Raw genomic sequence first — 22,424 nt, forward strand, 5'->3', positions numbered from 1 at the left:
GTTCCAGTATGTTATTTAAACTTTCCATGTCGGGGCTGAAAAGTAAGCTGAAAGATTATATCGTCTTACTTGTCGGTCTTGTCATGTCGATTTCAATTTTTTACATGTTCCAAACGTTAGCACTGAATAAAGCATTTTTAGAATCTAATTCAGTGATTAAATCTATTGGATTCGTATTCCAAGCAGGATCATTTTTATTAGCAATTATAACGTTCTTCTACATTTTATATGCAAACTCTTTCTTATTATCTCTTCGTCAAAAAGAGTTCGGTATGTATATGATGTTAGGTGCGAAAAAACATAAAGTTACATTACTTATGTTTATTGAAACAATCGTATTAGGTGCTGCGTCTCTTGCAATCGGGATTGCAGTTGGAGTAGGACTTGCAGAAGGTATTGGACAGTTATTAATGAAACAGCTTGAATTTGCTGGTGAAGGGTATAAAGCATTTTATCTACCATCTATGACTGTTACTTGCATCTTCTTCTTTGCACTATTTGTATTATCAGCAATTATGAACAGTATTAAATTGTCACGTATTTCTGTATTGCAACTAGTACATGCAGATGCACAAACAGAGCGTGTTGCAGTAAAAGGTAAAAAGACAGTTGTAGTGGCATTCCTTGCTGTTATTTTATTAGGTATAGGTTATGCATCTATGATCTATATGGAAAAACTAAAAGAGATGGGAATCCTTATTGCATTAATTACAACGACAGCTGGTACTTACATGCTATTTGGCTCACTTCTTCCAGTCATTATTAAAAAGTTAAAAAGTAATAAAAAGCGTAGTGAAAAAGGACTTAATGCTTTTACATTTGCACAATTAAACTTCCGAATTAATAGTTTAACGAAAGTACTTGCAACAGTGGCAATGTTAGTTGCGCTTGGAGCTGGTGCAATTTCGGGCGGTATGGCGTTCAAAAATAACGTTATAAAAATGGTAGATGGTTTAGTAATATATGATTCAGTAGTTCATAATCCAACAGCTGAAGAAAAGAAAATTTTAGATGGTATTACATTTAAAGAGAAAAGCGAATATCGTTATAAAGTTGATGATAAATACGTTTACTATGTAAAAGAAGATTTAGAGAAAAATCGTCCTTTCGTAAAAGATATGGCAAAGATGAAGTCTATGAAGGATTTAGTAAATACGAAAAAAGTTTCAGAGGAACTACTGGTAGGTGCAGTTTCTAGAGAGATGAATCAAAAAGATGCGAACACTAAAGAACTTTCAGCGGAATGGACAGATGCTTTTAGTACAATCCATCCATATTATTTATACAATGATCATGCAATTAAAATTATAGATCAAAAAATGTACGATGGGATAAATGGTAAAGAAGGTATAGCATTTATCGGAAAAACAGATGATTTTTTAACATATAAAAAAGAATGGAAAAAACTTGACGAGTTGCAGCTAGATAAATATAAAAATGTAAAAGTTGAACAAATGGATAGTAAATATCAAGCTTATAGTGGGTTCTATGGCATTGCGAGTGGAACAGTATTTATGGGATTCTTCCTTGGAATTGCGTTCTTAGCAATGATGGCAAGCTGCCTTATGTTTAAAATTCTTTCTGGTGCATCAAAAGATATTACGCGTTATCAAATGCTTCGTAAAATCGGTGTGCGCCGTGAGTTACTAACGAAATCGATTTATAAAGAGCTATTCTTAGTATTCTTATTCCCAGCAATTGTGGGTATCGCTCACGTATTAGTTGGTATGAATATTTTCGGATTTATTTTAATCGATCCGTACTTCCGTATTTGGGTACCAATTGTAATTTTCGTAGTTATTTATGCGATTTATTACTTCATTACAGTTCAATTGTATAAAGGAATTGTTCTTCCGAAAGAAGATTAATAATAAAAACCGAGCAAAAACGCTCGGTTTTTATTATTTTCAGAAAAAATACTTTAATGTTACTGAAATGTATAATATAATGTAAGTAAGTAACGTAATATAAAAGTAGAAGTAGCTGTATAAGGAAAGGAGGAATCCAATCTGTAGAAAGAAGCTGAACTTTTATCCCCACATTTTTTTACCGCAACGTATTTATACAATCGTAAGTTTCCACATTGAAAGTTTTCAGAACCACCTGAGTATATTGTGAAAATAATGGATAACACATGGAAATCTCATAGCATGATAAGGTAAAATGGACAACATAATGAGAAAATTACCGTTCATAAGATGAGGAGAATACATGTATGGAAGTTGTAGAGGCATTAAAAGATATAAGCCAAATTGAGGCTATGAAAAAATATTTAAAAGAGCACTCCCAGCGAGATTATCTTTTATTTGTTATTGGAATTAACACAGGATTAAAAATTACAGAACTACTTAGCATGAAATTTGAAGATGTATTAAATGAAGACGGGACTGTTAAAGAGTTTTATGCTCTTCCTGTGAAAGATGAAAAATTTAAACAAGATATTTATTTAAATACAAAAGTAAAAGAAGCGCTTTTAGATTACGTACAATCTATTGGCGTTAAAAGAGAAAATTACGTATTCCAATCTAATAAAACGCCAAATTCAATTACGCGCCAACAAGCGTATCGTGTAATTCATAATGCTGCAGAAGCAGTTGGAGTTGTTGGTAAAATCGGAACGAATTCAATGCGAAAAACGTTCGGATTTCATGCGTACAAAAGAGGGATAGCGATTGCACTATTGCAAAAACATTTTCATCACGCGACTCCATCAGAGACACTAAAGTATTTAGGTATCTCAAAGGATGAGAGCTTTAAAACGGAGATTGATGTCGATTTATAAAAGCCGTAACTAAAAAATTAGGAGGCGGAAAATATGAATATTAGAGAGAGTGAACTGCCGGGTATTGGATGTAAGTTTGAAGTGATTACAAAAGGTAATGAAAAGATGGTTATCGTTATTCATGATGATGGCCGAAGAGAAATGTACCATTTTGATGCTGATCATGAAGAGAGTATTTCAAGCGTCTCTCTTCGTGATTCTGAAGCGAGACAAATTGCAGCTATATTGGGCGGAATGGTATATAGGCCACAAGCTTTAGATACGATTGAAATGGCTTTTGAGGGATTATCAATTGAGTGGTTTAAGGTGGAAAATAATGCACCAGTTGTACAAAAAACAATTGGTAGTTTACATGTTCGAAACACATATAACGTAACGATTATTGCCATTTTGAAAAAGAATATGAAGAAGTTCTTTAATCCAGGCCCAGATTCTATCATTGAAGCTGGCGATATGCTCGTATTATCAGGTGAAAGACATGAAGTGAAAAGAATTATTAATGAGTTGCTTTCAGTAGGAGGGGATTCATAATCGATGGATACTTTAATCTTTGAAGTTGGAACTGCGTTAGTATTAGTCGCTTTTGCAGCTATTCTCGCTGCAAAGTTAAAGTTCTCGATTATTCCGTTTCTTATTATACTCGGTATGCTAGTGGGGCCTCATGCCCCAGATTTAGGGCTTATCGATTTAAGATTTATTGAAAGTGGAGAAGTTATTTCCTTCCTCGGCCGTGTTGGCGTCATATTCCTCCTATTTTACTTAGGTTTAGAATTCTCAATTAAAAAATTAATTAAATCAGGAAAATCAATTGCTTTTGGGGGAACTGTTCATATATCGCTTAATTTTATATTAGGTTTACTTTACGGATATATAATGGGTTTCCCCTTATTAGAAACATTAATTATTGCTGGGATCATAACAATTTCATCGAGTGCAATTGTTGCGAAAGTAATTGTTGATTTAAGAAGATCTGGTAATAAAGAGACGGAGCTAATTTTAGGAATCATTATGTTTGATGATATCTTTTTAGCGGTATATTTATCAGTCGTTTCAGGATTAGTACTTGGAGGGGCAACATCATTTGTAGGTGCTCTTACATCTATTTTAATCGCAGTAGGTTATATGCTACTATTCTTTGTAGTTGCTAGAAAAGCTACACGGTTTTTAAATAAAATGTTAGATATTTCGTCCAATGAAATTTTTATTATTGTAATATTCGCTATTTTGTTCTTTGTAGCAGGATTTTCAGAAACGATTCATGTTGCAGAGGCAATTGGAGCATTATTACTAGGACTCGTTTTTTCTGAAACAGAGCATAGTGATCGAATTGAACAGCTTGTCGTTCCGTTTCGTGATTTCTTTGGAGCTATATTCTTTTTCAGCTTCGGTTTAAGTATAGACCCATTTTCACTTGGCGGAGCAGTGTGGTTGGCATTAGGAGCAGTTTTCATTACTCTTATCGGTAATTTTACTGCTGGAATGGTTGCGGGGCGTAAAGCTGGGTTATCGCATAAGGCTTCTACGAATATCGGTTTAACACTTGTATCACGCGGAGAATTTTCTATTATCGTCGCGAATATTGGAATTGCGGGTGGCTTAATGGCAGCGATTAAACCGTTCTCAGCTTTGTATGTTTTAATATTAGCATCGTTAGGACCTTTGTTAACGAAAGAATCTGGGAGAATATACTCGCTACTAGATAAGGTGTTTAAATGGAGTGCTAAAGAACGTGTGAAGCGAGAAAAGGAAGTTGGATAGTACAAATAAGGGTAGATTGCATGAAAATTTCATGCAATCTACCCTTTTATATATTGTTACTGTTGTCGTTTTTTGTCGGTAAGTCGATATATTTTAATAATCGCTGATATATTTGTAGTTGCGCCGATATATTCTGATAATCGCTGATATAATCTAAGAAGCAACCAATATAAATTCATTTACCGACGAACTATTATCTGAATTTCATCAACTATTAATCAGTTGCCTTCCTATTTAAAAACGACTACAATTTTACTGTTATATATATGAACGAAAAAAATAGAATAGGAGGGGAAGCTATGCCAAGGAAAGTATGGCTATTAGTAGCTGGGATGATTATTAATGTCACGGGTGCTTCTTTTTTATGGCCTTTTAATACAATTTATTTACATGATCACTTGGGAAAATCTTTATCTGTGGCCGGAATGGTATTAATGATCAACTCGCTTACTGGTGTAATCGGAAACTTGCTCGGCGGTGTTTTATTTGATAAATGGGGCGGTTATAAATCAACTTTAGTAGGGATAGTGATTACACTTGTATCAATTTTAGGTCTTGTGTTCTTCCACGGTTGGCCGTTATATGTTGTATGGCTAGCGTTAATCGGCTTCGGTTCTGGAATGGTCTTCCCATCGATGTATGCGATGGTTGGTACGGTTTGGCCAGAAGGCGGGAGACGGGCATTTAATGCGATGTACGTTGGACAAAATGTTGGTATTGCGATCGGAACAGCATGTGGTGGATTAGTTGCATCGTATCGTTTTGATTATATTTTCTTAGCGAACTTTATTTTATACTTTGTTTTCTTCTTAATTGCTTTTATTGGATTCCGTGGTATGGAAGACAAGAAGGAGCCAGGAGTACAAAAAGAAGTGGAAATGAAAAAAGGGTGGTCACTTACACCTGGATTTAAAGCACTTCTTATCGTGTGTGTAGCATATGCTTTATGCTGGGTTACATACGTACAGTGGCAAGGAGCGATTGCAACACATATGCAAGAATTGAATATTAGCCTTCGTCACTATAGTTTATTATGGACGATAAACGGAGCAATGATTGTTTGTGCACAGCCACTTGTTAGTATGCTAATTCGCTGGATGAAGCGTTCTTTAAAACAGCAAATTATGATTGGAATCTTCATTTTTGCAGCTTCATTCATTGTGTTAAGTCAAGCGCAACAATTTACGATGTTCCTCGTTGCGATGGTAACATTAACAATAGGTGAGTTATTTGTATGGCCTGCGGTTCCAACGATTGCAAATATACTTGCACCAAAAGATAAATTAGGGTTTTATCAAGGGGTTGTAAATAGTGCGGCGACTGTAGGGAAAATGTTCGGGCCGGTCGTTGGCGGAGCAATTGTGGATTTATACAATATGGAAGTATTGTTTATAGCAATCATGGTAATGCTTGTAGTAGCGCTTATAGCAACGAGCATTTATGATAAACGAGTAAAAGTAGAAGAAACAGTTGAAGAAAAAATTGCAGTTTAGTTTGACGGAACATGTAACATGTTTTAGAATATATTTAAATAAAACAACCTTTAGAACAAGGGAGATAGCTCGGCTGTCTTAAGATGAATTCGTTAGTTATTAAGAGTAACGATTAACCGAGAAGTCCTCGCTTTAAGTAAGCTCTTAAGAGATACTAGGTGAAGGATAGTTCACGTAACTTATATGTGTAATAACAGTGAGAAGGAGTAGTAGTAATAGAAGCTGGTTTAGAGAGTTGACGGTCGGTGCAAGTCAATCCACGTTTCGTTATGAACTCGCCTTTGAGTTGCAGTTGTGAAACTAATAGTAGCAATTGCCGTTAATCCACGTTACGGATCTAAGCGAATGTATATTTGTACATTAATTTAGGGTGGTACCGCGGGAATCTATAACCTCTCGTCCCTTTTTAGGGATGAGAGGTTTTTTGTATTTTGGGCGGTGAAAATAAATAGAATTTCAAGGAGGGTATCTCATGAGCTTTAATCATCAAGAAATTGAGAAGAAGTGGCAAGGGTACTGGGAAGAGAATAAAACATTCCGTACGCCAGATGAGACAGAAAAACCAAAATTTTATGCACTAGATATGTTCCCATATCCATCAGGTGCAGGCTTACACGTAGGACATCCAGAAGGTTATACAGCGACAGATATTTTATCTCGTATGAAGCGTATGCAAGGATATAACGTTCTTCATCCAATGGGATGGGATGCATTTGGTCTTCCAGCAGAGCAATATGCACTTGATACTGGAAACAGCCCAGCTGAATTTACAGAGCATAATATTAATACGTTCCGTAACCAAATTAAATCATTAGGTTTCTCTTACGATTGGGACCGTGAAGTAAATACAACAGATCCAAACTACTATAAGTGGACGCAATGGATCTTCCTAAAACTATTTGAAAAAGGCTTAGCTTACGTTGATGAAGTACCTGTAAACTGGTGCCCAGCACTTGGTACAGTACTTGCAAACGAAGAAATCATTGACGGTAAGAGTGAGCGTGGTGGACATCCAGTTGAGCGTCGTCCGATGAGACAGTGGATGTTAAAAATTACAGCTTACGGAGATCGTCTATTAGAAGATCTAGATGAGCTTGATTGGCCTGAAAGCTTAAAAGATATGCAACGTAACTGGATCGGTCGTTCTGAAGGTGCAGAAGTACACTTCAACATCGATGGTACAGACGAGAAATTCACAGTTTTCACAACGCGCCCTGATACATTATTTGGTGCAACATACTGTGTACTAGCTCCAGAACATGCACTTGTTGCAGAAATTACAACAGCAGAACAAAAAGAAGCGGTAGAAGCTTACATTAACGCTGTAAAAATGAAGAGTGATCTAGAGCGTACAGAACTTGCGAAAGAAAAAACTGGTGTATTCACTGGTGCTTACGCAGTTAACCCAGTAAACGGTGAGAAATTACCAATCTGGATTGCTGACTATGTTCTTGCAACTTACGGAACAGGTGCTGTAATGGCAGTTCCAGCTCACGATGAGCGTGACTATGAATTCGCATCAGTATTTAATCTTCCAATGAAGGAAGTTGTAAAAGGCGGAGATATTACGAAAGAAGTGTACACAGGTGATGGTGCACACGTAAACTCAGCATTCCTTGATGGTTTAAATAAAGAAGAAGCAATCGCAAAAATGATTGAATGGCTTGAAGTAACGAGCGCAGGAAATCAAAAAGTAACGTACCGTCTACGTGACTGGTTATTCAGCCGTCAACGTTACTGGGGTGAGCCAATTCCAGTAATTCACTGGGAAGATGGTACAATGACAGCTGTGAAAGAAGAGGAATTACCATTAGTTCTTCCGAAAACAGAAAACATCCGTCCTTCAGGTACAGGTGAATCACCACTTGCTAACATTGACGAGTGGGTAAATGTTGTTGATCCTGAGACTGGTAAAAAAGGTCGTCGTGAAACAAATACAATGCCGCAATGGGCTGGTAGCTGTTGGTATTACCTACGTTACATCGATCCAAACAATAGCGAAGCACTTGTAGATCCTGAAAAAGTAAAACAATGGCTTCCAGTTGATATTTATATCGGTGGTGCAGAGCACGCTGTACTTCACTTACTATATGCTCGTTTCTGGCATAAAGTATTATACGATATCGGTGTAGTTCCAACGAAAGAACCGTTCCAACAATTATTCAACCAAGGTATGATTCTAGGTGAAAACAACGAGAAAATGAGTAAATCAAAAGGTAACGTTGTAAACCCTGATGATATCGTAGCAAGCCACGGTGCAGATACACTTCGTCTATACGAAATGTTCATGGGACCATTAGATGCTTCAATCGCTTGGTCTGAAAATGGTCTTGACGGAGCTCGTCGTTTCCTAGACCGCGTATGGCGTCTATTCGTTCAAGATAACGGTGAATTAAGTGAGAAAATTACTGACGCACCAAATAAAGAGCTTGAAAAAGCTTACCATCAAACAGTGAAGAAAGTAACAGAAGACTATGCAGAGCTTCGCTTCAACACAGCGATTTCTCAAATGATGGTATTCATCAACGATGCATACAAAGCTGAAACACTTCCAAGAGAATATGTAGAAGGTTTCGTAAAAATGATTGCACCAGTTGCACCTCATATCGGGGAAGAGCTATGGAGCAAACTTGGATACAATGAAACAATCACATATGCAAGCTGGCCAACATTTGATGAGTCTAAACTTGTAGAAGATGAAGTTGAAATCGTTGTTCAAGTTATGGGTAAAGTTCGCGCAAAACTAACAATGAGTAAAGACGCATCAAAAGAAGAAATGGAACAACTTGCACTTGAAGCAATTCAAGACCAAATTGAAGGGAAAACAGTTCGTAAAGTAATTGTTGTTCCTGGAAAACTTGTTAACGTTGTTGCAAACTAAATCATTTGAAAAAGCTCAGAGCGTTTATGTTCTGAGCTTTTTTGTATAGAAAATAATCTCAGGGTCACCTTCATCTAAGTTTTCAACTATTCCGCTACGTATAAAACCATTCGAGTTAAATACTTTCTGCATACTTTCATTCGATTCGTTCGTTGAAGAAAATATTTTTTGAGTAGGAGAATGACTTAACATATATGAGATTAACGAGCTTGCATAGCCTTGCCTTCTTTTAGTTGGTGAAACAATGATTAATGAGAGGAAAGTACAACCAAAGAAATTTGTATCGTATGTTAGAAAGCCAGAGATAGAATTTTCTTCTGTTACAATGATGCATCTGCCTTCACGGATAGTGTGCTTAATATAATTTCGTCTACTATCGTTTCCAATTACGTCAATATCTATATGGACGATTGAATCTAAATCATTGATAGAAGCCTTTGTTACATTCTTCAATATAAATACCTCCTAGAAAAAATATTCAGTTAATTAATTTTATCATGAATGAAGAAAAAGAAGCGGAATTCTAGTGCAGACAAACACCTATTCTTCTATAGGAAATATGATAAAAAAGGTAGGCTAAATTGAGTAGAAGAGGTGAAAGGAATGAAAGGGATGGACAATAATGCACCACATGGTTTCTTCGGGAGTGGATCGGATAGTTATGAACAAATGATGTTAATGGGAGGAGGACAACAAGGATACGGTGGAATTCCGAGCTGGATGGGCGGAACACCTGGAGGGTTTTCTACATCAGTAGCGGGTGTACAAACTGGAATTCCAACATTAACAGGAGGATTTCCATCATCGGTAGCCGGAGTGCAAACTGGAATCCCAACATTTGTTGGCGGAGCAGCGGGAGGAGTACCAGTAGGCGTACCAACTGCATTTCCATCTTTCGTTGGAGGAGTACAGACAGGATTTCCTGTACCGGGAGTAGGTGTTGTAGCAGGAGGAGTAGGTGGATATCCGCAAGTAGTTCACGGCTACCATGGTCATCATCACCACCATCAAGGTCAACATGGCCATCATGGACATCACCACCATCAAGGTCAACACGGCCATCATGGACATCACCACCATCAAGGTCAACACGGCCATCATGGTCATCACCACCATCAAGGTCAACACGGCCATCATGGTCATCACCATCATCAAGGTCAACATGGTCATCAGGGGCAACAAGTACATCACCACGGTCACCACCACATTCATCCGCAAGCTGTTCTTTATCAAACTCACCAAGGCCAACATGGTCACCATGGACATCACCACCAAGGCCAACATCATGGACACCAAGGTCACCACCATCACCAAGGTCATCAAGGCCAACACGGTCATCATGGGCACCAAGGCCAACATCATGGACACCAAGGTCAACAGCACCAACAGCACCAACAGCACCAACAATATCAGCAATATCAACAGCACCAACAATATCAGCAATATCAACAACAACAACAATCTTCTCCTTGGACAGGTGGAATTGGAGCAGGAGGAGCAGGGGCAGCAGCAGGAGCAGCTAGTATTAGTGGAGCAGCAGGACACGCAGGGCACGTGGGTCATTAATGATTGGCAGAAAAAAAGCCATAATAAAAAACTGCTAGGAAATCCTAGCAGTTTTTTTCAGCTTCTTGACGCTGACGTTCAATTTCAGCACGAAGTTGTGGTTCCGGTGCTTGCCAGCCTTCTGGCTTTAGAATCTTACCGTCGCCTTCACGGAATCGAGGCTTCCCATCAGGGAATAGTTTTGCCATGTTGGCGTTGTTTACAATTTCGAATCCTTTATCTGGACGTACGCCCATTTCTGCAAACGTTCCGAATGCAAAGTAAATAAGGTCAATCAGTGCATCGTATTGATCTTCAACAGTCGTTGCCTCTAGAAATTCTTCTAGTTCTTCCTGCATAAAACTTGCACGGATTTTTGCACGCTCTTCTGTTAATTTTGTTGGAGTATTTGTCACAGGATGTCCGAATACTTCATGCATTTTCGCAACAAGTTCATATCCTTTATCTAAACCTTTTTCGTTTGTCATGTTGTTTCATCCTTTCTTACGTTATGCCGAAGTTTATTGTAACATAAGGTGATTATGAAATGAAAAGAACATCTTATCGAAATAAGATGTTCGCTCGTTATTCTTCTTTCTTAATTAAAATAGATAAAATAAGATCAATACCGAATATACCAACGAGTAACATTGGTATAACGACAAGTAAATAACGTGTGAAGGAAACATTTTTTAAGTATGTATGAGCAAATAAAAAGACGGCGAGAAATAAAATACCATTTAAAATAGGCTTTACTAATTTTTTAGACATAAGCTCCCCCATAAATATCTTCTCTCTATTTGATAATAAAAAACTCCTCTCTCCGTTGTATCATGCTGGAGAGAGGAGTTCAATCATTTCTCATTCAATTACACCAGAATTTGTAATGTCTACGGTATATTTTATAGTAACGGGAACATCTTTGTACATTTGTTTCCACTCTTCTAATTTGAATGGGCGATAATGTTGCTTATATTTAGCTCCTAGCCCAAGAGGGTCGACATCTAGAGATTTAAAATGCTTAATTAATTTCTTACCTTGTGTCTCCAATTGTTTTTGAACGACCTTCTCAATCTTTTTTGTATTCTTAGCATTCTCTAAGTTAATCTGTTTCGATACTTCTTGAATACGAGCCTCAAGTTTAACATGAATGGAAAAGGAAGGCTTACCATTTTTTATTTTTATATCGTATGTTGGAATAGAACGAATATTATTAATCATTACGTACCCAGGATCTGCTTTAAATTCATGTGAATCTAACTTATGCTTTTCTAAAAGTCCTTTGAATATAAACATATCTTTTTCTGCAATTTTACCAACATATTTATCCTTTTTAAAAAGACCAATTCCCGTTATTTTTATTTTATCACCATGTTTCTTTAAAATTGGAATATAGTAGTCTTGCCCTTCTTGATAATAACGGAATGCTCCTATATGCAGATTATCTGTTGGTAAAGGACCGGTCTCCATATTATGTTCTAGCATTTTTTTTATATAAATTGCAACGTTGGATGAAGTCGTGTACTTTCCTTTTAAAAGTTCAGTACCATTACCTTCAAGTAAAGCAACATATAAGGCATTCCCGATGTTTACATCACGAATTAATGTATCGAAGGAAGCAACCATTCCTTTCTTAGCAATTCGGGTGGTAAATAGAGCAACCCGCATTTGCCCGCTAGCAAATGGTTGAGAAGACTCTAAAGATGTGTCAGCTTTTACTTGTTTTACCGCATTTGCTGTTCCTTCAAAAACTTGAACTTTGTTTCCTTTTTGCTGAATAGGACAAACAAATGTTACCTTTATTTTATTATCTTTTGCTACATCGAAGACAGTTCCTTGGATAAGGTGTACGTCATCGATAATATTTTTTTGTAAACATCCAGTTAGACTAAAGAGTGCTATACAAGAGATAAGTATTAATTTTCTTTTGATTTTTTCCATTTTCTTTTCACCCACACAATAATAAATAGAATTGGGATGTATACATAAATGAGCCAAAAGCTTCCTTTTGATGCATTACTAATAAAATTATTAATATCGTGTCTGTTTGTTAGAAGTTGTGAAACAATGAGGGTGATAAACATAAAAGCGATTAAAACACCTCTTTGTTTTACACGGAATATTTCGTGCGTTGCTCTCGTTGCCGCCCACAAAGGTAGAATAAAACTTGTAATGATAACGAGGGCATAAGCTGAAATTGCGATATATTCTAGCCTTTCTATGAATGGTAATTGAACAACTTGGGTCATAGAAAGTTGGGCCCATATCGTTTTTAGCAATTGTTTTTCACTAAAAAACGAAAAGGCTAAAAGAGTGCTAAATAAATATAGAAGATTTGAAAATAGTGCTCCAAGCTGAGCGTATTTATGAGATTGCATAGGCTTTTTCACAAATGGATACACCATGAGGTAAATCTCAAAACCAGTCATACTGTAGATTGACACTTGAGCGGATTTTAAAATGTCTGAAAAAGAATGTGTGAATATAGGCAGTAAATTCTCCCAATGTGAATATTTCAAAACGAATAAGCTTAAAAATAAATATCCCAATGTACCACCAACAGAGATGACGCAAATACCGGTAATGACACGAAATCCAGAAGAGACAATGTAATAGCTAACTAAGCATAAAAAGAGTGTTAACATCCACGTGGAAGCAGTTGGGAACATCCATACTTGAATAATTTCAACATACGTTCGAATGACCGAAATACTGACGATTAAAAAATAAGCTGCAAAGATGATATTAAAGATATTCCCTATCCACTTTCCAAACGTTTGTCGTTGTAAATCAATTAAATTTCCATTTGTTTCTTTTAATAAAAAATACATCATCCATATAAGGAGATGGATACAGAGTCCTGTGATTAGAACGCCGATCCAGCCGTCGTATCCAGCGGCCTTTGCGGTGATTCGAGCAAATCCGAGAACGCCAGCTCCAAACTGTGCACCGTGAATTAAGAAGAAAACAAAGATAGGAGATATTTGATATTTTTCTTGAACTTTACTCATCAATGCACCTCATCTCTTAATCATCAAAGTCTGATCTATGTTTTGTTGAAATTCCTTTAGCAGCTTTTTTTACATGTTGTGGTCTTGCTTGTACATCTCTTGTATCGATCATTGTTAACGGGAAACGAATCCAAGAGTCTTTAACAGATTGTTGTCTTGTCGGATAAAACAAAGCGTATGGTTTACGTAAGGAAGTAAGTCTAAATAGATGGGTAAATAAAAAGATAAACCCAAGAGAGATACCGAAAAGCCCCCCTATTTCCGCGAATGCTAGAAACGGGAAACGTAGTAATCGAACAGCATTACCCATTTTATAAATAGGTGTAATAAAAGAAGCGAGTGCTGATAGTGCAACGATAATTAATAAAATGTTACTCGTTAAACCTGCTTGTACAGATGCTTGTCCGATTACGATACCCCCTACGATACCGAGCGTTTGACCAACTTTCATCGGTAACCTCGCGCCAGCTTCTCTCAGTAAGTCGATCGCAAGTTCTAAAAAGAGTGCTTCAATTAAAGGTGGGAATGGTACTTGTGCTCTTGATAAAATTAAGGTTTCAAGTAAATCACTTGGAATAAGTTCATAATGATAATTTAAAACTGCAACGTATAACGGTGTAGCGCAAATTGAAAATAGAACGGCAATTAATCTTAAAATCCTTGAAAATGTAGCGTACATCCAGGAGACGTTATAGTCTTCTGGTGAAATGAAAAAATCAAAATAGGATACGGGTGTTAGTAAAACACTTGGAGAACCATCAACAAAAATAGCGATTTTTCCATCAATTAGTGCTTTTGTAACTCTATCAGTACGTTCTGTATTGATATAGAGAGGGAAAATCGATTTTTCACCCATTAATTCTTGTAAATAAGCACTATCATTAATTTGATCATATTCAAGAGCGCGTAATGACTCTTCTAGAAAATCTACATTATCTTTTTCAGCAAGGTTGTCTAAATACATCATGACAACTTTTGTTTTGGAAAACTCGCCGATAATCATTTCTTTTGTTTGTAAATCTAAAACAGGAAGACGTTTTCGAACTAAATTAATGTTTGTATCAATATCCTCTACGAAACCTTCTTGCGGACCAATAACAGTTGATTCGTTTAAAGGAGGGGTTGGTGCACGATAATTATCAATTGCAATGTTTGCAAGCATACATTTTTGATCTTGCTGATTCAATTGAATAATCGCATGCCCCTTTAAAACCATATCCTCAATTTTTTGTAAGTCGTTCGTAATTGTAATGCCGCTCATCGGGATATGTTCCTTCAGCTCTTCTAGTGATGCGTTAGGTCGTTCTAAAAGAGTGGGCATTAAATACTTTTGTAATTTTTCTCCATCAAGTGAAGGGCGATAGTAAGAAATCCAATAAGGCATCGTTTCATCGTCGGATGTATGATAATTTACAAAATCACTAGACTTTTTCAGCTTCTCTATTAAATTTTGTAAAGAATGAATACGATCTTTTTCTGGTTTTGTAAAGTCATAAATACTATTACCTCCAGAGCTTTGTTGCTTACTTTGAGAAGGTTCATCTTGCTTAGCGTTTTGCTGTTTATCTTGAAACGAATTACCTTGTTTAGCGTTTTGTTGTTTATCTTGAGACGAATCATCTTGTTTAGCACTTTGTTGCCTATCTTGAGAGAAATCATCCTGTTTAGCGCTTTGTTGCTTATCTTGAGACGAACCATCTTGTTTAGCACTTTGTTGCCTATCTTGAGAGGAATCATCCTGTTTAGCGCTTTGTTGCTTATCCTGAAACGAATCACCTTGTTTAGCACTTTGTTGCCTATCTTGAGAGGAATCATCCTGTTTAGCGTTTTGTTGCTTATCCTGAGAAGAATCACCTTGTTTAGCGTTTTGTTGCTTATCCTGAGAAGAATCACCTTGTTTAGAACTTTGTTGCTTATCCTGAGAGGAATCCTCTTGTTTAGCGCTCTGTTGCTTATCCTGAGACGAATCTTTTTGCTCGTTATTTTTACCTTTATTATGTTTCATACTTCTAGTCTGTTCTTTGTTATCATCCTCTTGATTGTTAGAATGCTGCTCCTGATTATCTGTTTCGTTTGCTTCTGGTTTATTTGATTTTTTTTTCTTACGTAACCAATTCCAAATCATATGTACGCCCTCTTTAATCTTGTAATATAGTGCTATTTTGTGGCTAATTTTGTATATTATTCATTTATTTATGAAAAGAAGAAGGAGATTAGTTTGCATAGAAAAAAAACTTTAGTAAGCAGTTCATACTATAACGGGGAGAGGGAGAGTCTGTGCAAATTGTAAAAAAGGAGAAGTTTGTTTTAAAAGGGTTTACGTTTGAAAATGGCAGAGAAATTCCTGTTCAAATGGGATACGAGACATATGGCACTTTAAATAGAGAAAGGTCAAATGTGATTTTGGTTTGTCATTATTTTAGTGCAACAAGTCATGCGGCAGGAAAATATACAGTTCATGATGAGGAGTCTGGTTGGTGGGATGGGCTAATTGGACCTGGAAAAGCAATTGATACAAATAAGTATTTTGTTATATGTACGGATAATCTTTGTAATGTGCAGGTGAGGAATCCATATGTAATTACAACAGGACCGAAATCAATTAATCCAGAAACTGGAGAAGAATATGCTATGGATTTTCCGATTTTTACATTTCTTGATGTAGCTCGTGTACAATATGAGTTAATAAAAGGTATGGGAATTTCAAGGTTACACGCTGTAATCGGACCGTCGGCGGGGGGGATGATTGCACAACAATGGGCGGTTCACTATCCACATATGGTAGAGCGGATGATTGGCGTTATTACGAACCCACAAAACCCAATTATTACGTCAGTAAACGTAGCGCAAAATGCGATTGAGGCAATTCAACTCGATCCAAATTGGAAAGATGGAAAATATGGAGAAGAGCAGCCGATAAAAGGGCTTCATTTAGCAAATAGAATGATGTTTATGAACGCTTTTGATGAGTATTTTTATGAAAGAACATTTTCTCGTAATAGTATAGAGGTAGAACCTTATGAAAAGTTTTCTACACTAACATCATTTGAAAAAGAGATAAATAAAGCGACATATAGAAGTATAGAGCTAGTAGATGCAAATTCATGGATGTATACTGCGAAGGCAGTTTTATTGCATGATATTACACATGGGTTTTCTTCACTAGAAGAATCTCTTTCTAACATAGAAGCGAATGTACTTATGATTCCGTGTAAACAAGATTTGCTTCAGCCGTCTCGTTATAATTATAAAATGGTAGATATTTTGCAAAAACAAGGGAAGTATGCGGAAGTATATGAGATAGAAAGTATAAATGGGCATATGGCAGGAGTATTGGATATTCATTTATTCGAAAAGAAAGTTTATGAATTTTTGAATCGGAAAGTATCTAGTTTTGTGTAGAAGGAAAATGATGGGGAAAAGGTGCAGTGTTTGAAGTAGGCACCTTTTTTCACATGATTTGTAGACGGAAAATATATGTAGCAATTGCTATACCGAAAAACGCTATGCTAAGCAATAGAAATAAGAATGACATTTCTTGTGGCGATTTTATCTTTTTATTATTTTTCATACTAAGTACAATAATTGCAGCGAGTAAGAACACAATGCCTATAATGAAAAGAAAAAGCGTCATTTTAATCGACTCCTTTCATAAAACAAGTATATTGAGGATACAATGTGCTAGTTATGTTTGTAAAGAATAAGTTTTACGAGAAAATTGAGAAATAGCTTTTCGATTCTTTGCGTTCTTTCTTTTGCATGCTAAAATTGGTAGAGAATGTTTGTGAAAAAGAAACTAAAGGTTTTATTGTATATAAGGAGGAACTACATATGACAGAAGTTAAAACAATTACTACAGAAGAGGTGCAAGAGCGTTTAGAAAATGGAGAAACGTTATTTTTAGTGGATGTAAGAGAAGATGAAGAAGTAGCGGCAGGAAAGATTCCAGAAGCTGTACATATTAAAATGGGCGATATCCCACATAAAGTAGATTTCTTTAATAAAGAGAATGAATATATCTTTATTTGTCGTTCAGGAATGCGCAGTGAAAATGTATGTCATTATTTAAATGAACAAGGGTTTAAAACAGTGAACATGGTTGGCGGTATGCTTCAATATGAAGGTGAAACGAAATAGTTAATTGAAAAAAACTTGAAACGAGTCTGTTTCAAGTTTTTTTCTTTTGCATACAGTATAAAAAAGGAGGAGGGGTAAATGGGGATTAATTTGCGTAAAGTAAAAATTATTAATAATACAGGAGCTGTTAATGTCGGTGACTGTTATGATCTCTCACCTTTAGCTGTAGCAAAAGTATATGCAGGTGCTGGAGGATCAAGTGCGGCTATTTTTTTAAATGGAAAAAGGCAGCCAGAAGCGGTCATTAGAACATCAGTATTTCTTCCGCCTTTGGCAACGAGTACACGTACGTTAGGTTCATAGAGGAAAGGTAGAGTGTAATTATGCCTGCTCATATAAAAGAGTTTGTTATTGTGAATAACACTGGAAATATATTTACCGGTGATAATTTGAGTGACACTTCATTTACTGCTTCGAAATCATATAGTGGTTCAATGGGGTGTACTTGGATTGATGTTGTTACAGTAATAGGGACGGAGACGAAGCTTTGTTTACAGCCGGGAGATTCGGTGACGACGACGTATACAAGGGGCACTCCTGCTGGTACTGTAACAGGAGCAAATATGGGGCAAAATGTAAATACATCGAGTATAGCGCAAGCTGTCCCTAATACAGATAATATGGATTCAATTGCAGGACTCCCTTAAGAAATTAAGGGAGTTTTTATTATTTAAAATAAAAATAGTCTTGGAAATTATTTTTGTAAATAGATTAAGAAGAGGCTTATTTATTATGAAAAAGATGGTTTGTAGGTGGTGAAAGTGTGAAGAATCGTGATAATAATCGGAAGCAAAATTCGTTAAGCTCTAATTTTAGAATTCCACCCGAACTTATTGGGCCTACTTTCCCCCCTGTTCCAACTGGGTTTACAGGTATAGGGATTACTGGTCCAACCGGTCCACAAGGCCCAACAGGACCTCAAGGACCAAGAGGATTACAAGGTCCGATGGGGGAGATGGGCCCGACAGGACCTCAAGGTGTGCAAGGGATACAAGGATCAGTTGGGCCAATAGGTGCAACTGGACCAGAAGGACAGCAGGGCCCACAAGGATTGAGAGGACCACAAGGAGAAACTGGAGCGACAGGACCTCAAGGGGTGCAAGGGTTACAAGGTCCGATTGGTCCAACGGGAGCGACTGGGGCACAAGGTATACAAGGGATACAGGGATTACAGGGGCCAATTGGAGCGACGGGACCTGAGGGACCTCAAGGAATACAAGGCGTCCAAGGGTTACCGGGTGTAACTGGTCCACAAGGAATACAAGGAGCACAAGGGATACAAGGAACACAAGGACCGAGTGGAAATACAGGTGCAACCGGAGCAACTGGTCAGGGGATAACAGGCCCGACTGGAATAACAGGTCCAACTGGGATAACTGGACCATCTGGAGGACCTCCTGGTCCGACGGGGCCGACTGGTGCGACAGGTCCGGGCGGTGGACCGAGTGGAAGTACAGGTGCGACTGGAGCAACTGGGAATACTGGAGCTACAGGAAGTACAGGGGTAACAGGAGCAACGGGAAGTACAGGTCCGACTGGAAGCACGGGAGCACAGGGCTTGCAAGGAATCCAAGGGATTCAAGGGCCAATTGGGCCAACAGGTCCAGAAGGTCCGCAGGGTATTCAAGGTATTCCTGGTCCGACGGGAGTAACTGGTGAACAAGGAATACAAGGAGTTCAAGGTATTCAAGGGGCAACGGGAGCAACAGGAGATCAAGGTCCACAAGGTATACAGGGGGCTATAGGGCCTCAAGGGGCAACAGGGGCAACAGGAGATCAAGGTCCACAAGGAATACAAGGAGTACCAGGGCCATCAGGAGCAACAGGGCCACAGGGAGTTCAAGGGATACAAGGTCCGATGGGTGATATAGGACCAACAGGTCCAGAAGGCCCAGAGGGACTTCAGGGGCCGCAAGGAATTCAAGGTGTGCCAGGTCCAGTTGGAGCGACGGGTCCAGAGGGTCCTCAGGGGATACAAGGTATTCAAGGACCGGTAGGAGCAACAGGTCCACAAGGTCCACAAGGAATACAGGGAATACAAGGTGTGCAAGGGATAACGGGAGCAACTGGAGTACAAGGAGCAACTGGAATTCAAGGGATACAAGGGGAAATAGGAGCAACGGGTCCAGAGGGTCCCCAAGGAGTGCAAGGTGCTCAAGGGGAGATTGGTCCAACAGGTCCGATGGGTCCCCAAGGTGTGCAAGGAGTACAAGGAATTCAAGGAGCGACGGGCGCACAAGGAGTGCAAGGTCCACAGGGAATTCAAGGAATCCAAGGTCCGACGGGGGCAACAGGAGATACGGGAGCAACTGGGGCGACAGGGGAAGGCACTACAGGTCCAACAGGAGTAACCGGTCCAACAGGGGTAACAGGCCCATCTGGAGGACCAGCAGGACCGACCGGCCCAACGGGGCCATCAGGTCCGGCGGGAGTAACAGGTCCATCTGGTGGACCACCTGGCCCGACAGGAGCAACCGGGGCGACAGGAGTAACAGGAGATACTGGGGCGACAGGCTCAACTGGAGTGACAGGAGCGACAGGAGAAACGGGAGCAACCGGAGTGACGGGTTTGCAAGGTCCGCAAGGAATCCAAGGTGTGCAGGGAGAGATAGGTCCGACGGGTCCCCAAGGTGTTCAAGGTCCCCAAGGAATTCAAGGAGTAACGGGGGCCACTGGAGATCAAGGTCCGCAAGGGATTCAAGGCCCACAAGGCGACATAGGTCCAACCGGCCCACAAGGAATTCAAGGCCCACAAGGTTCTCAAGGAATCCAAGGAGCGACAGGGGGAACAGGAGCACAAGGTCCACAGGGAATCCAAGGTCCGCAAGGTGACATAGGTCCGACTGGGCCACAAGGTCCAACTGGAATTCAAGGGATACAAGGAGAGATAGGTCCAACCGGTCCAGAAGGCCCAGAGGGACTTCTGGGCCCGCAAGGAATACAAGGTGTTCAAGGGCCAGTTGGAGCAACGGGTCCAGAGGGTCCTCAGGGGATACAAGGCATTCAAGGACCGGTAGGAGCAACAGGCCCACAAGGTCCACAAGGAATACAGGGAATACAAGGTGTGCAAGGGATAACGGGAGCAACTGGAGCACAAGGAGCAACTGGAATTCAAGGGATACAAGGGGAAATAGGAGCAACGGGTCCAGAGGGCCCCCAAGGAGTGCAAGGTATACAAGGGGCGATTGGTCCAACCGGTCCGATGGGCGCACAAGGAGTGCAAGGAATACAAGGGATTCAAGGAGCAACTGGTGCACAAGGAGTGCAAGGCCCACAAGGGATTCAAGGGATACAAGGTCCGACGGGAGCAACAGGAGATACGGGGGCAACCGGAGCGACGGGAGAAGGAACTACCGGTCCAACAGGAGTAACCGGTCCAACAGGGGTGACTGGCCCGTCAGGAGGACCAGCAGGACCGACCGGCCCAACGGGGCCATCAGGTCCGGCAGGAGTGACAGGTCCATCAGGTGGACCACCTGGCCCGACAGGAGCAACAGGTGCGACAGGAGTAACAGGAGATACCGGGGCGACAGGCTCAACTGGAGTGACAGGAGCGACAGGAGCAACGGGAGCAACCGGAGTGACGGGTTTACAGGGCCCGCAAGGAATCCAAGGTGTTCAAGGAGAGATAGGTCCAACCGGTCCACAGGGTATTCAAGGTCCACAAGGAATCCAAGGAGTAACGGGGGCAACCGGAGCACAAGGTCCCCAAGGAATTCAAGGCCCACAAGGCGACATAGGTCCAACCGGCCCCCAAGGAATTCAAGGTCCACAAGGTCCTCAAGGAATCCAAGGAGCGACAGGGGCAACCGGGGCACAAGGCCCACAAGGAATCCAAGGTCCGCAAGGTGATATAGGACCGACCGGCCCCCAAGGCCCCCAAGGAATTCAAGGCCCGCAAGGAATTCAAGGCCCAACGGGAGCTACAGGAGCAACCGGAGCGACAGGTCCACAAGGAATTCAAGGTCCACAAGGAATCCAAGGCCCGCAAGGAATTCAAGGTCCAACGGGAGCTACAGGAGCAACCGGAGCGACAGGGCCACAAGGAATTCAAGGTCCACAAGGAATCCAAGGCCCACAAGGAATTCAAGGTCCAACGGGAGCTACAGGAGCAACCGGAGCGACAGGGCCACAAGGAATTCAAGGCCCGCAAGGAATCCAAGGTCCAACGGGGGCTACAGGAGCAACCGGTTCACAAGGTCCAACTGGAGATACAGGTCCAACCGGAGCTGGAGCCACTGGAGCGACCGGGGCGACTGGAGTTAGTACAACTGCAACGTATGCATTTGCGAATAATACATCAGGAACCGCTATTTCCGTTTTATTAGGTGGTACGAATGTACCATTACCGAACAATCAAAATATTGGTCCAGGAATAACCGTTAGTGGTGGAAATACTGTATTTACAGTTGCGAATGCAGGAAATTATTATATAGCTTATACAATTAATTTAACGGCAGGATTACTTGTAAGTTCTCGTATAACTGTAAATGGCAGTCCGCTTGCGGGAACGATAAACGCTCCGACAGTGGCTACTGGTTCATTTAGTGCAACAATAATTGCTAACTTGCCTGCTGGAGCTACTGTTAGCTTACAGTTATTTGGAGTAGTTGCAATAGCTACATTATCTACAGCAACGCCAGGGGCTACCCTGACTATTATTAGATTAAGTTAATGAGCAGAGAACCTTGAAGCTTTTATGTTTCAAGGTTTTTTTATCTTTGTATTTGTAAGTAAACCTCGTTAACCAGGGGGAGTGAATCCCCTCTAATTATTTAAAGTTTCACTTTATTCACTTGAGCAAAAACATCGCAGTT

At 39.7% G+C, this 22,424-nt stretch carries 19 protein-coding genes and 1 other annotated feature; of the genes, 12 read left to right on the forward strand and 7 right to left on the reverse strand.

All coding sequences use genetic code 11. The features are described 5' to 3' along the window. Window positions 1-8 precede the first annotated feature (8 nt). The 6 genes from AU379_RS00765 to leuS all read left to right on the forward strand — a co-directional run bounded on the left by AU379_RS00765 (window position 9) and on the right by leuS (window position 8,914). Window positions 9-1,868: an ABC transporter permease gene (locus AU379_RS00765; protein WP_061138906.1), complete on the forward strand. Its 1,860-nt coding sequence runs from the start codon at window positions 9-11 to the stop codon at window positions 1,866-1,868. 347 nt (window positions 1,869-2,215) lie between these two features. Continuing rightward, entirely contained in the window at window positions 2,216-2,782 is a 567-nt protein-coding gene (locus AU379_RS00770) for a tyrosine-type recombinase/integrase (RefSeq protein ID WP_000454205.1), read from the forward strand. Window positions 2,783-2,815: 33 nt separating this feature from the next. Then, window positions 2,816-3,313 carry a cation:proton antiporter regulatory subunit gene (locus tag AU379_RS00775; RefSeq protein WP_001026053.1) on the forward strand — a complete coding sequence of 166 codons (498 nt, stop codon included), beginning with the start codon at window positions 2,816-2,818 and terminating at the stop codon, window positions 3,311-3,313. Between the two features lie 3 nt (window positions 3,314-3,316). Then, window positions 3,317-4,540 carry a cation:proton antiporter gene (locus tag AU379_RS00780; protein WP_000380174.1) on the forward strand — a complete coding sequence of 408 codons (1,224 nt, stop codon included), beginning with the start codon at window positions 3,317-3,319 and terminating at the stop codon, window positions 4,538-4,540. Between the two features lie 299 nt (window positions 4,541-4,839). Next, entirely contained in the window at window positions 4,840-6,033 is a 1,194-nt protein-coding gene (locus tag AU379_RS00785; protein WP_001137554.1) for an MFS transporter, read from the forward strand. Window positions 6,034-6,220: 187 nt separating this feature from the next. Next, window positions 6,221-6,440: a binding site (T-box leader), on the forward strand. A 65-nt stretch (window positions 6,441-6,505) separates the two neighbouring features. Then, window positions 6,506-8,914 (forward strand): leucine--tRNA ligase, encoded by a 2,409-nt coding sequence (leuS, locus tag AU379_RS00790; protein WP_000009466.1) that lies wholly within the window; start codon window positions 6,506-6,508, stop codon window positions 8,912-8,914. A gap of 24 nt (window positions 8,915-8,938) precedes the next feature. On the opposite strand, the gene AU379_RS00795 is transcribed toward leuS, so the two are convergent. Then, window positions 8,939-9,367: a GNAT family N-acetyltransferase gene (locus tag AU379_RS00795; RefSeq protein ID WP_000800325.1), complete on the reverse strand. Its 429-nt coding sequence runs from the start codon at window positions 9,365-9,367 to the stop codon at window positions 8,939-8,941. 150 nt (window positions 9,368-9,517) lie between these two features. Between AU379_RS00795 and AU379_RS00800 the strand changes: the two genes are divergently transcribed. Then, a complete protein-coding gene (locus tag AU379_RS00800; RefSeq protein WP_061138907.1) occupies window positions 9,518-10,480 on the forward strand; it encodes a hypothetical protein in 963 nt (320 codons plus the stop codon). A 44-nt stretch (window positions 10,481-10,524) separates the two neighbouring features. Here AU379_RS00800 and AU379_RS00805 read toward each other — a convergent pair whose 3' ends face one another. The 5 genes from AU379_RS00805 to AU379_RS28185 all read right to left on the reverse strand — a co-directional run bounded on the left by AU379_RS00805 (window position 10,525) and on the right by AU379_RS28185 (window position 15,595). After that, a complete protein-coding gene (locus AU379_RS00805; RefSeq protein WP_000180554.1) occupies window positions 10,525-10,947 on the reverse strand; it encodes a hypothetical protein in 423 nt (140 codons plus the stop codon). A gap of 97 nt (window positions 10,948-11,044) precedes the next feature. Next, a complete protein-coding gene (locus AU379_RS00810; RefSeq protein ID WP_000038775.1) occupies window positions 11,045-11,230 on the reverse strand; it encodes a hypothetical protein in 186 nt (61 codons plus the stop codon). Window positions 11,231-11,320: 90 nt separating this feature from the next. Beyond that, window positions 11,321-12,400 carry a Ger(x)C family spore germination protein gene (locus AU379_RS00815; RefSeq protein WP_000411371.1) on the reverse strand — a complete coding sequence of 360 codons (1,080 nt, stop codon included), beginning with the start codon at window positions 12,398-12,400 and terminating at the stop codon, window positions 11,321-11,323. Continuing rightward, window positions 12,376-13,470, reverse strand: coding sequence for a spore germination protein (locus AU379_RS00820; protein WP_025710018.1), 1,095 nt, complete (start codon window positions 13,468-13,470; stop codon window positions 12,376-12,378). The genes AU379_RS00815 and AU379_RS00820 overlap by 25 nt, the downstream gene beginning before the upstream one ends. Before the next feature lie 16 nt (window positions 13,471-13,486). Beyond that, window positions 13,487-15,595: a spore germination protein gene (locus AU379_RS28185; protein ID WP_082769899.1), complete on the reverse strand. Its 2,109-nt coding sequence runs from the start codon at window positions 15,593-15,595 to the stop codon at window positions 13,487-13,489. Window positions 15,596-15,747: 152 nt separating this feature from the next. Between AU379_RS28185 and AU379_RS00830 the strand changes: the two genes are divergently transcribed. Continuing rightward, window positions 15,748-16,872 carry a homoserine O-acetyltransferase gene (locus AU379_RS00830; RefSeq protein WP_001167637.1) on the forward strand — a complete coding sequence of 375 codons (1,125 nt, stop codon included), beginning with the start codon at window positions 15,748-15,750 and terminating at the stop codon, window positions 16,870-16,872. A 49-nt stretch (window positions 16,873-16,921) separates the two neighbouring features. Here the strand turns inward: AU379_RS00830 and AU379_RS00835 are convergent, their stop codons facing one another. After that, entirely contained in the window at window positions 16,922-17,104 is a 183-nt protein-coding gene (locus tag AU379_RS00835) for a hypothetical protein (protein ID WP_000171881.1), read from the reverse strand. A 197-nt stretch (window positions 17,105-17,301) separates the two neighbouring features. Here AU379_RS00835 and AU379_RS00840 point away from each other — a divergent pair, with 197 nt between their 5' ends. From AU379_RS00840 to AU379_RS00855, 4 genes are all read left to right on the forward strand, one after another. Continuing rightward, on the forward strand, window positions 17,302-17,607 hold the full coding sequence (locus AU379_RS00840) for a rhodanese-like domain-containing protein (RefSeq protein WP_000141207.1): 306 nt from the start codon (window positions 17,302-17,304) through the stop codon (window positions 17,605-17,607). 78 nt (window positions 17,608-17,685) lie between these two features. Then, a complete protein-coding gene (locus tag AU379_RS00845; protein ID WP_000512465.1) occupies window positions 17,686-17,910 on the forward strand; it encodes a spore germination protein in 225 nt (74 codons plus the stop codon). Between the two features lie 20 nt (window positions 17,911-17,930). After that, window positions 17,931-18,254: a hypothetical protein gene (locus AU379_RS00850; protein WP_001110848.1), complete on the forward strand. Its 324-nt coding sequence runs from the start codon at window positions 17,931-17,933 to the stop codon at window positions 18,252-18,254. Window positions 18,255-18,370: 116 nt separating this feature from the next. After that, window positions 18,371-22,282, forward strand: coding sequence for a BclA-related collagen-like exosporium protein (locus AU379_RS00855; protein WP_061138908.1), 3,912 nt, complete (start codon window positions 18,371-18,373; stop codon window positions 22,280-22,282). Window positions 22,283-22,424: the final 142 nt, after the last annotated feature.

Origin of the sequence: Bacillus sp. JH7 (assembly GCF_001563515.1) — a bacterium.
Lineage (GTDB): Bacteria > Bacillota > Bacilli > Bacillales > Bacillaceae_G > Bacillus_A > Bacillus_A cereus.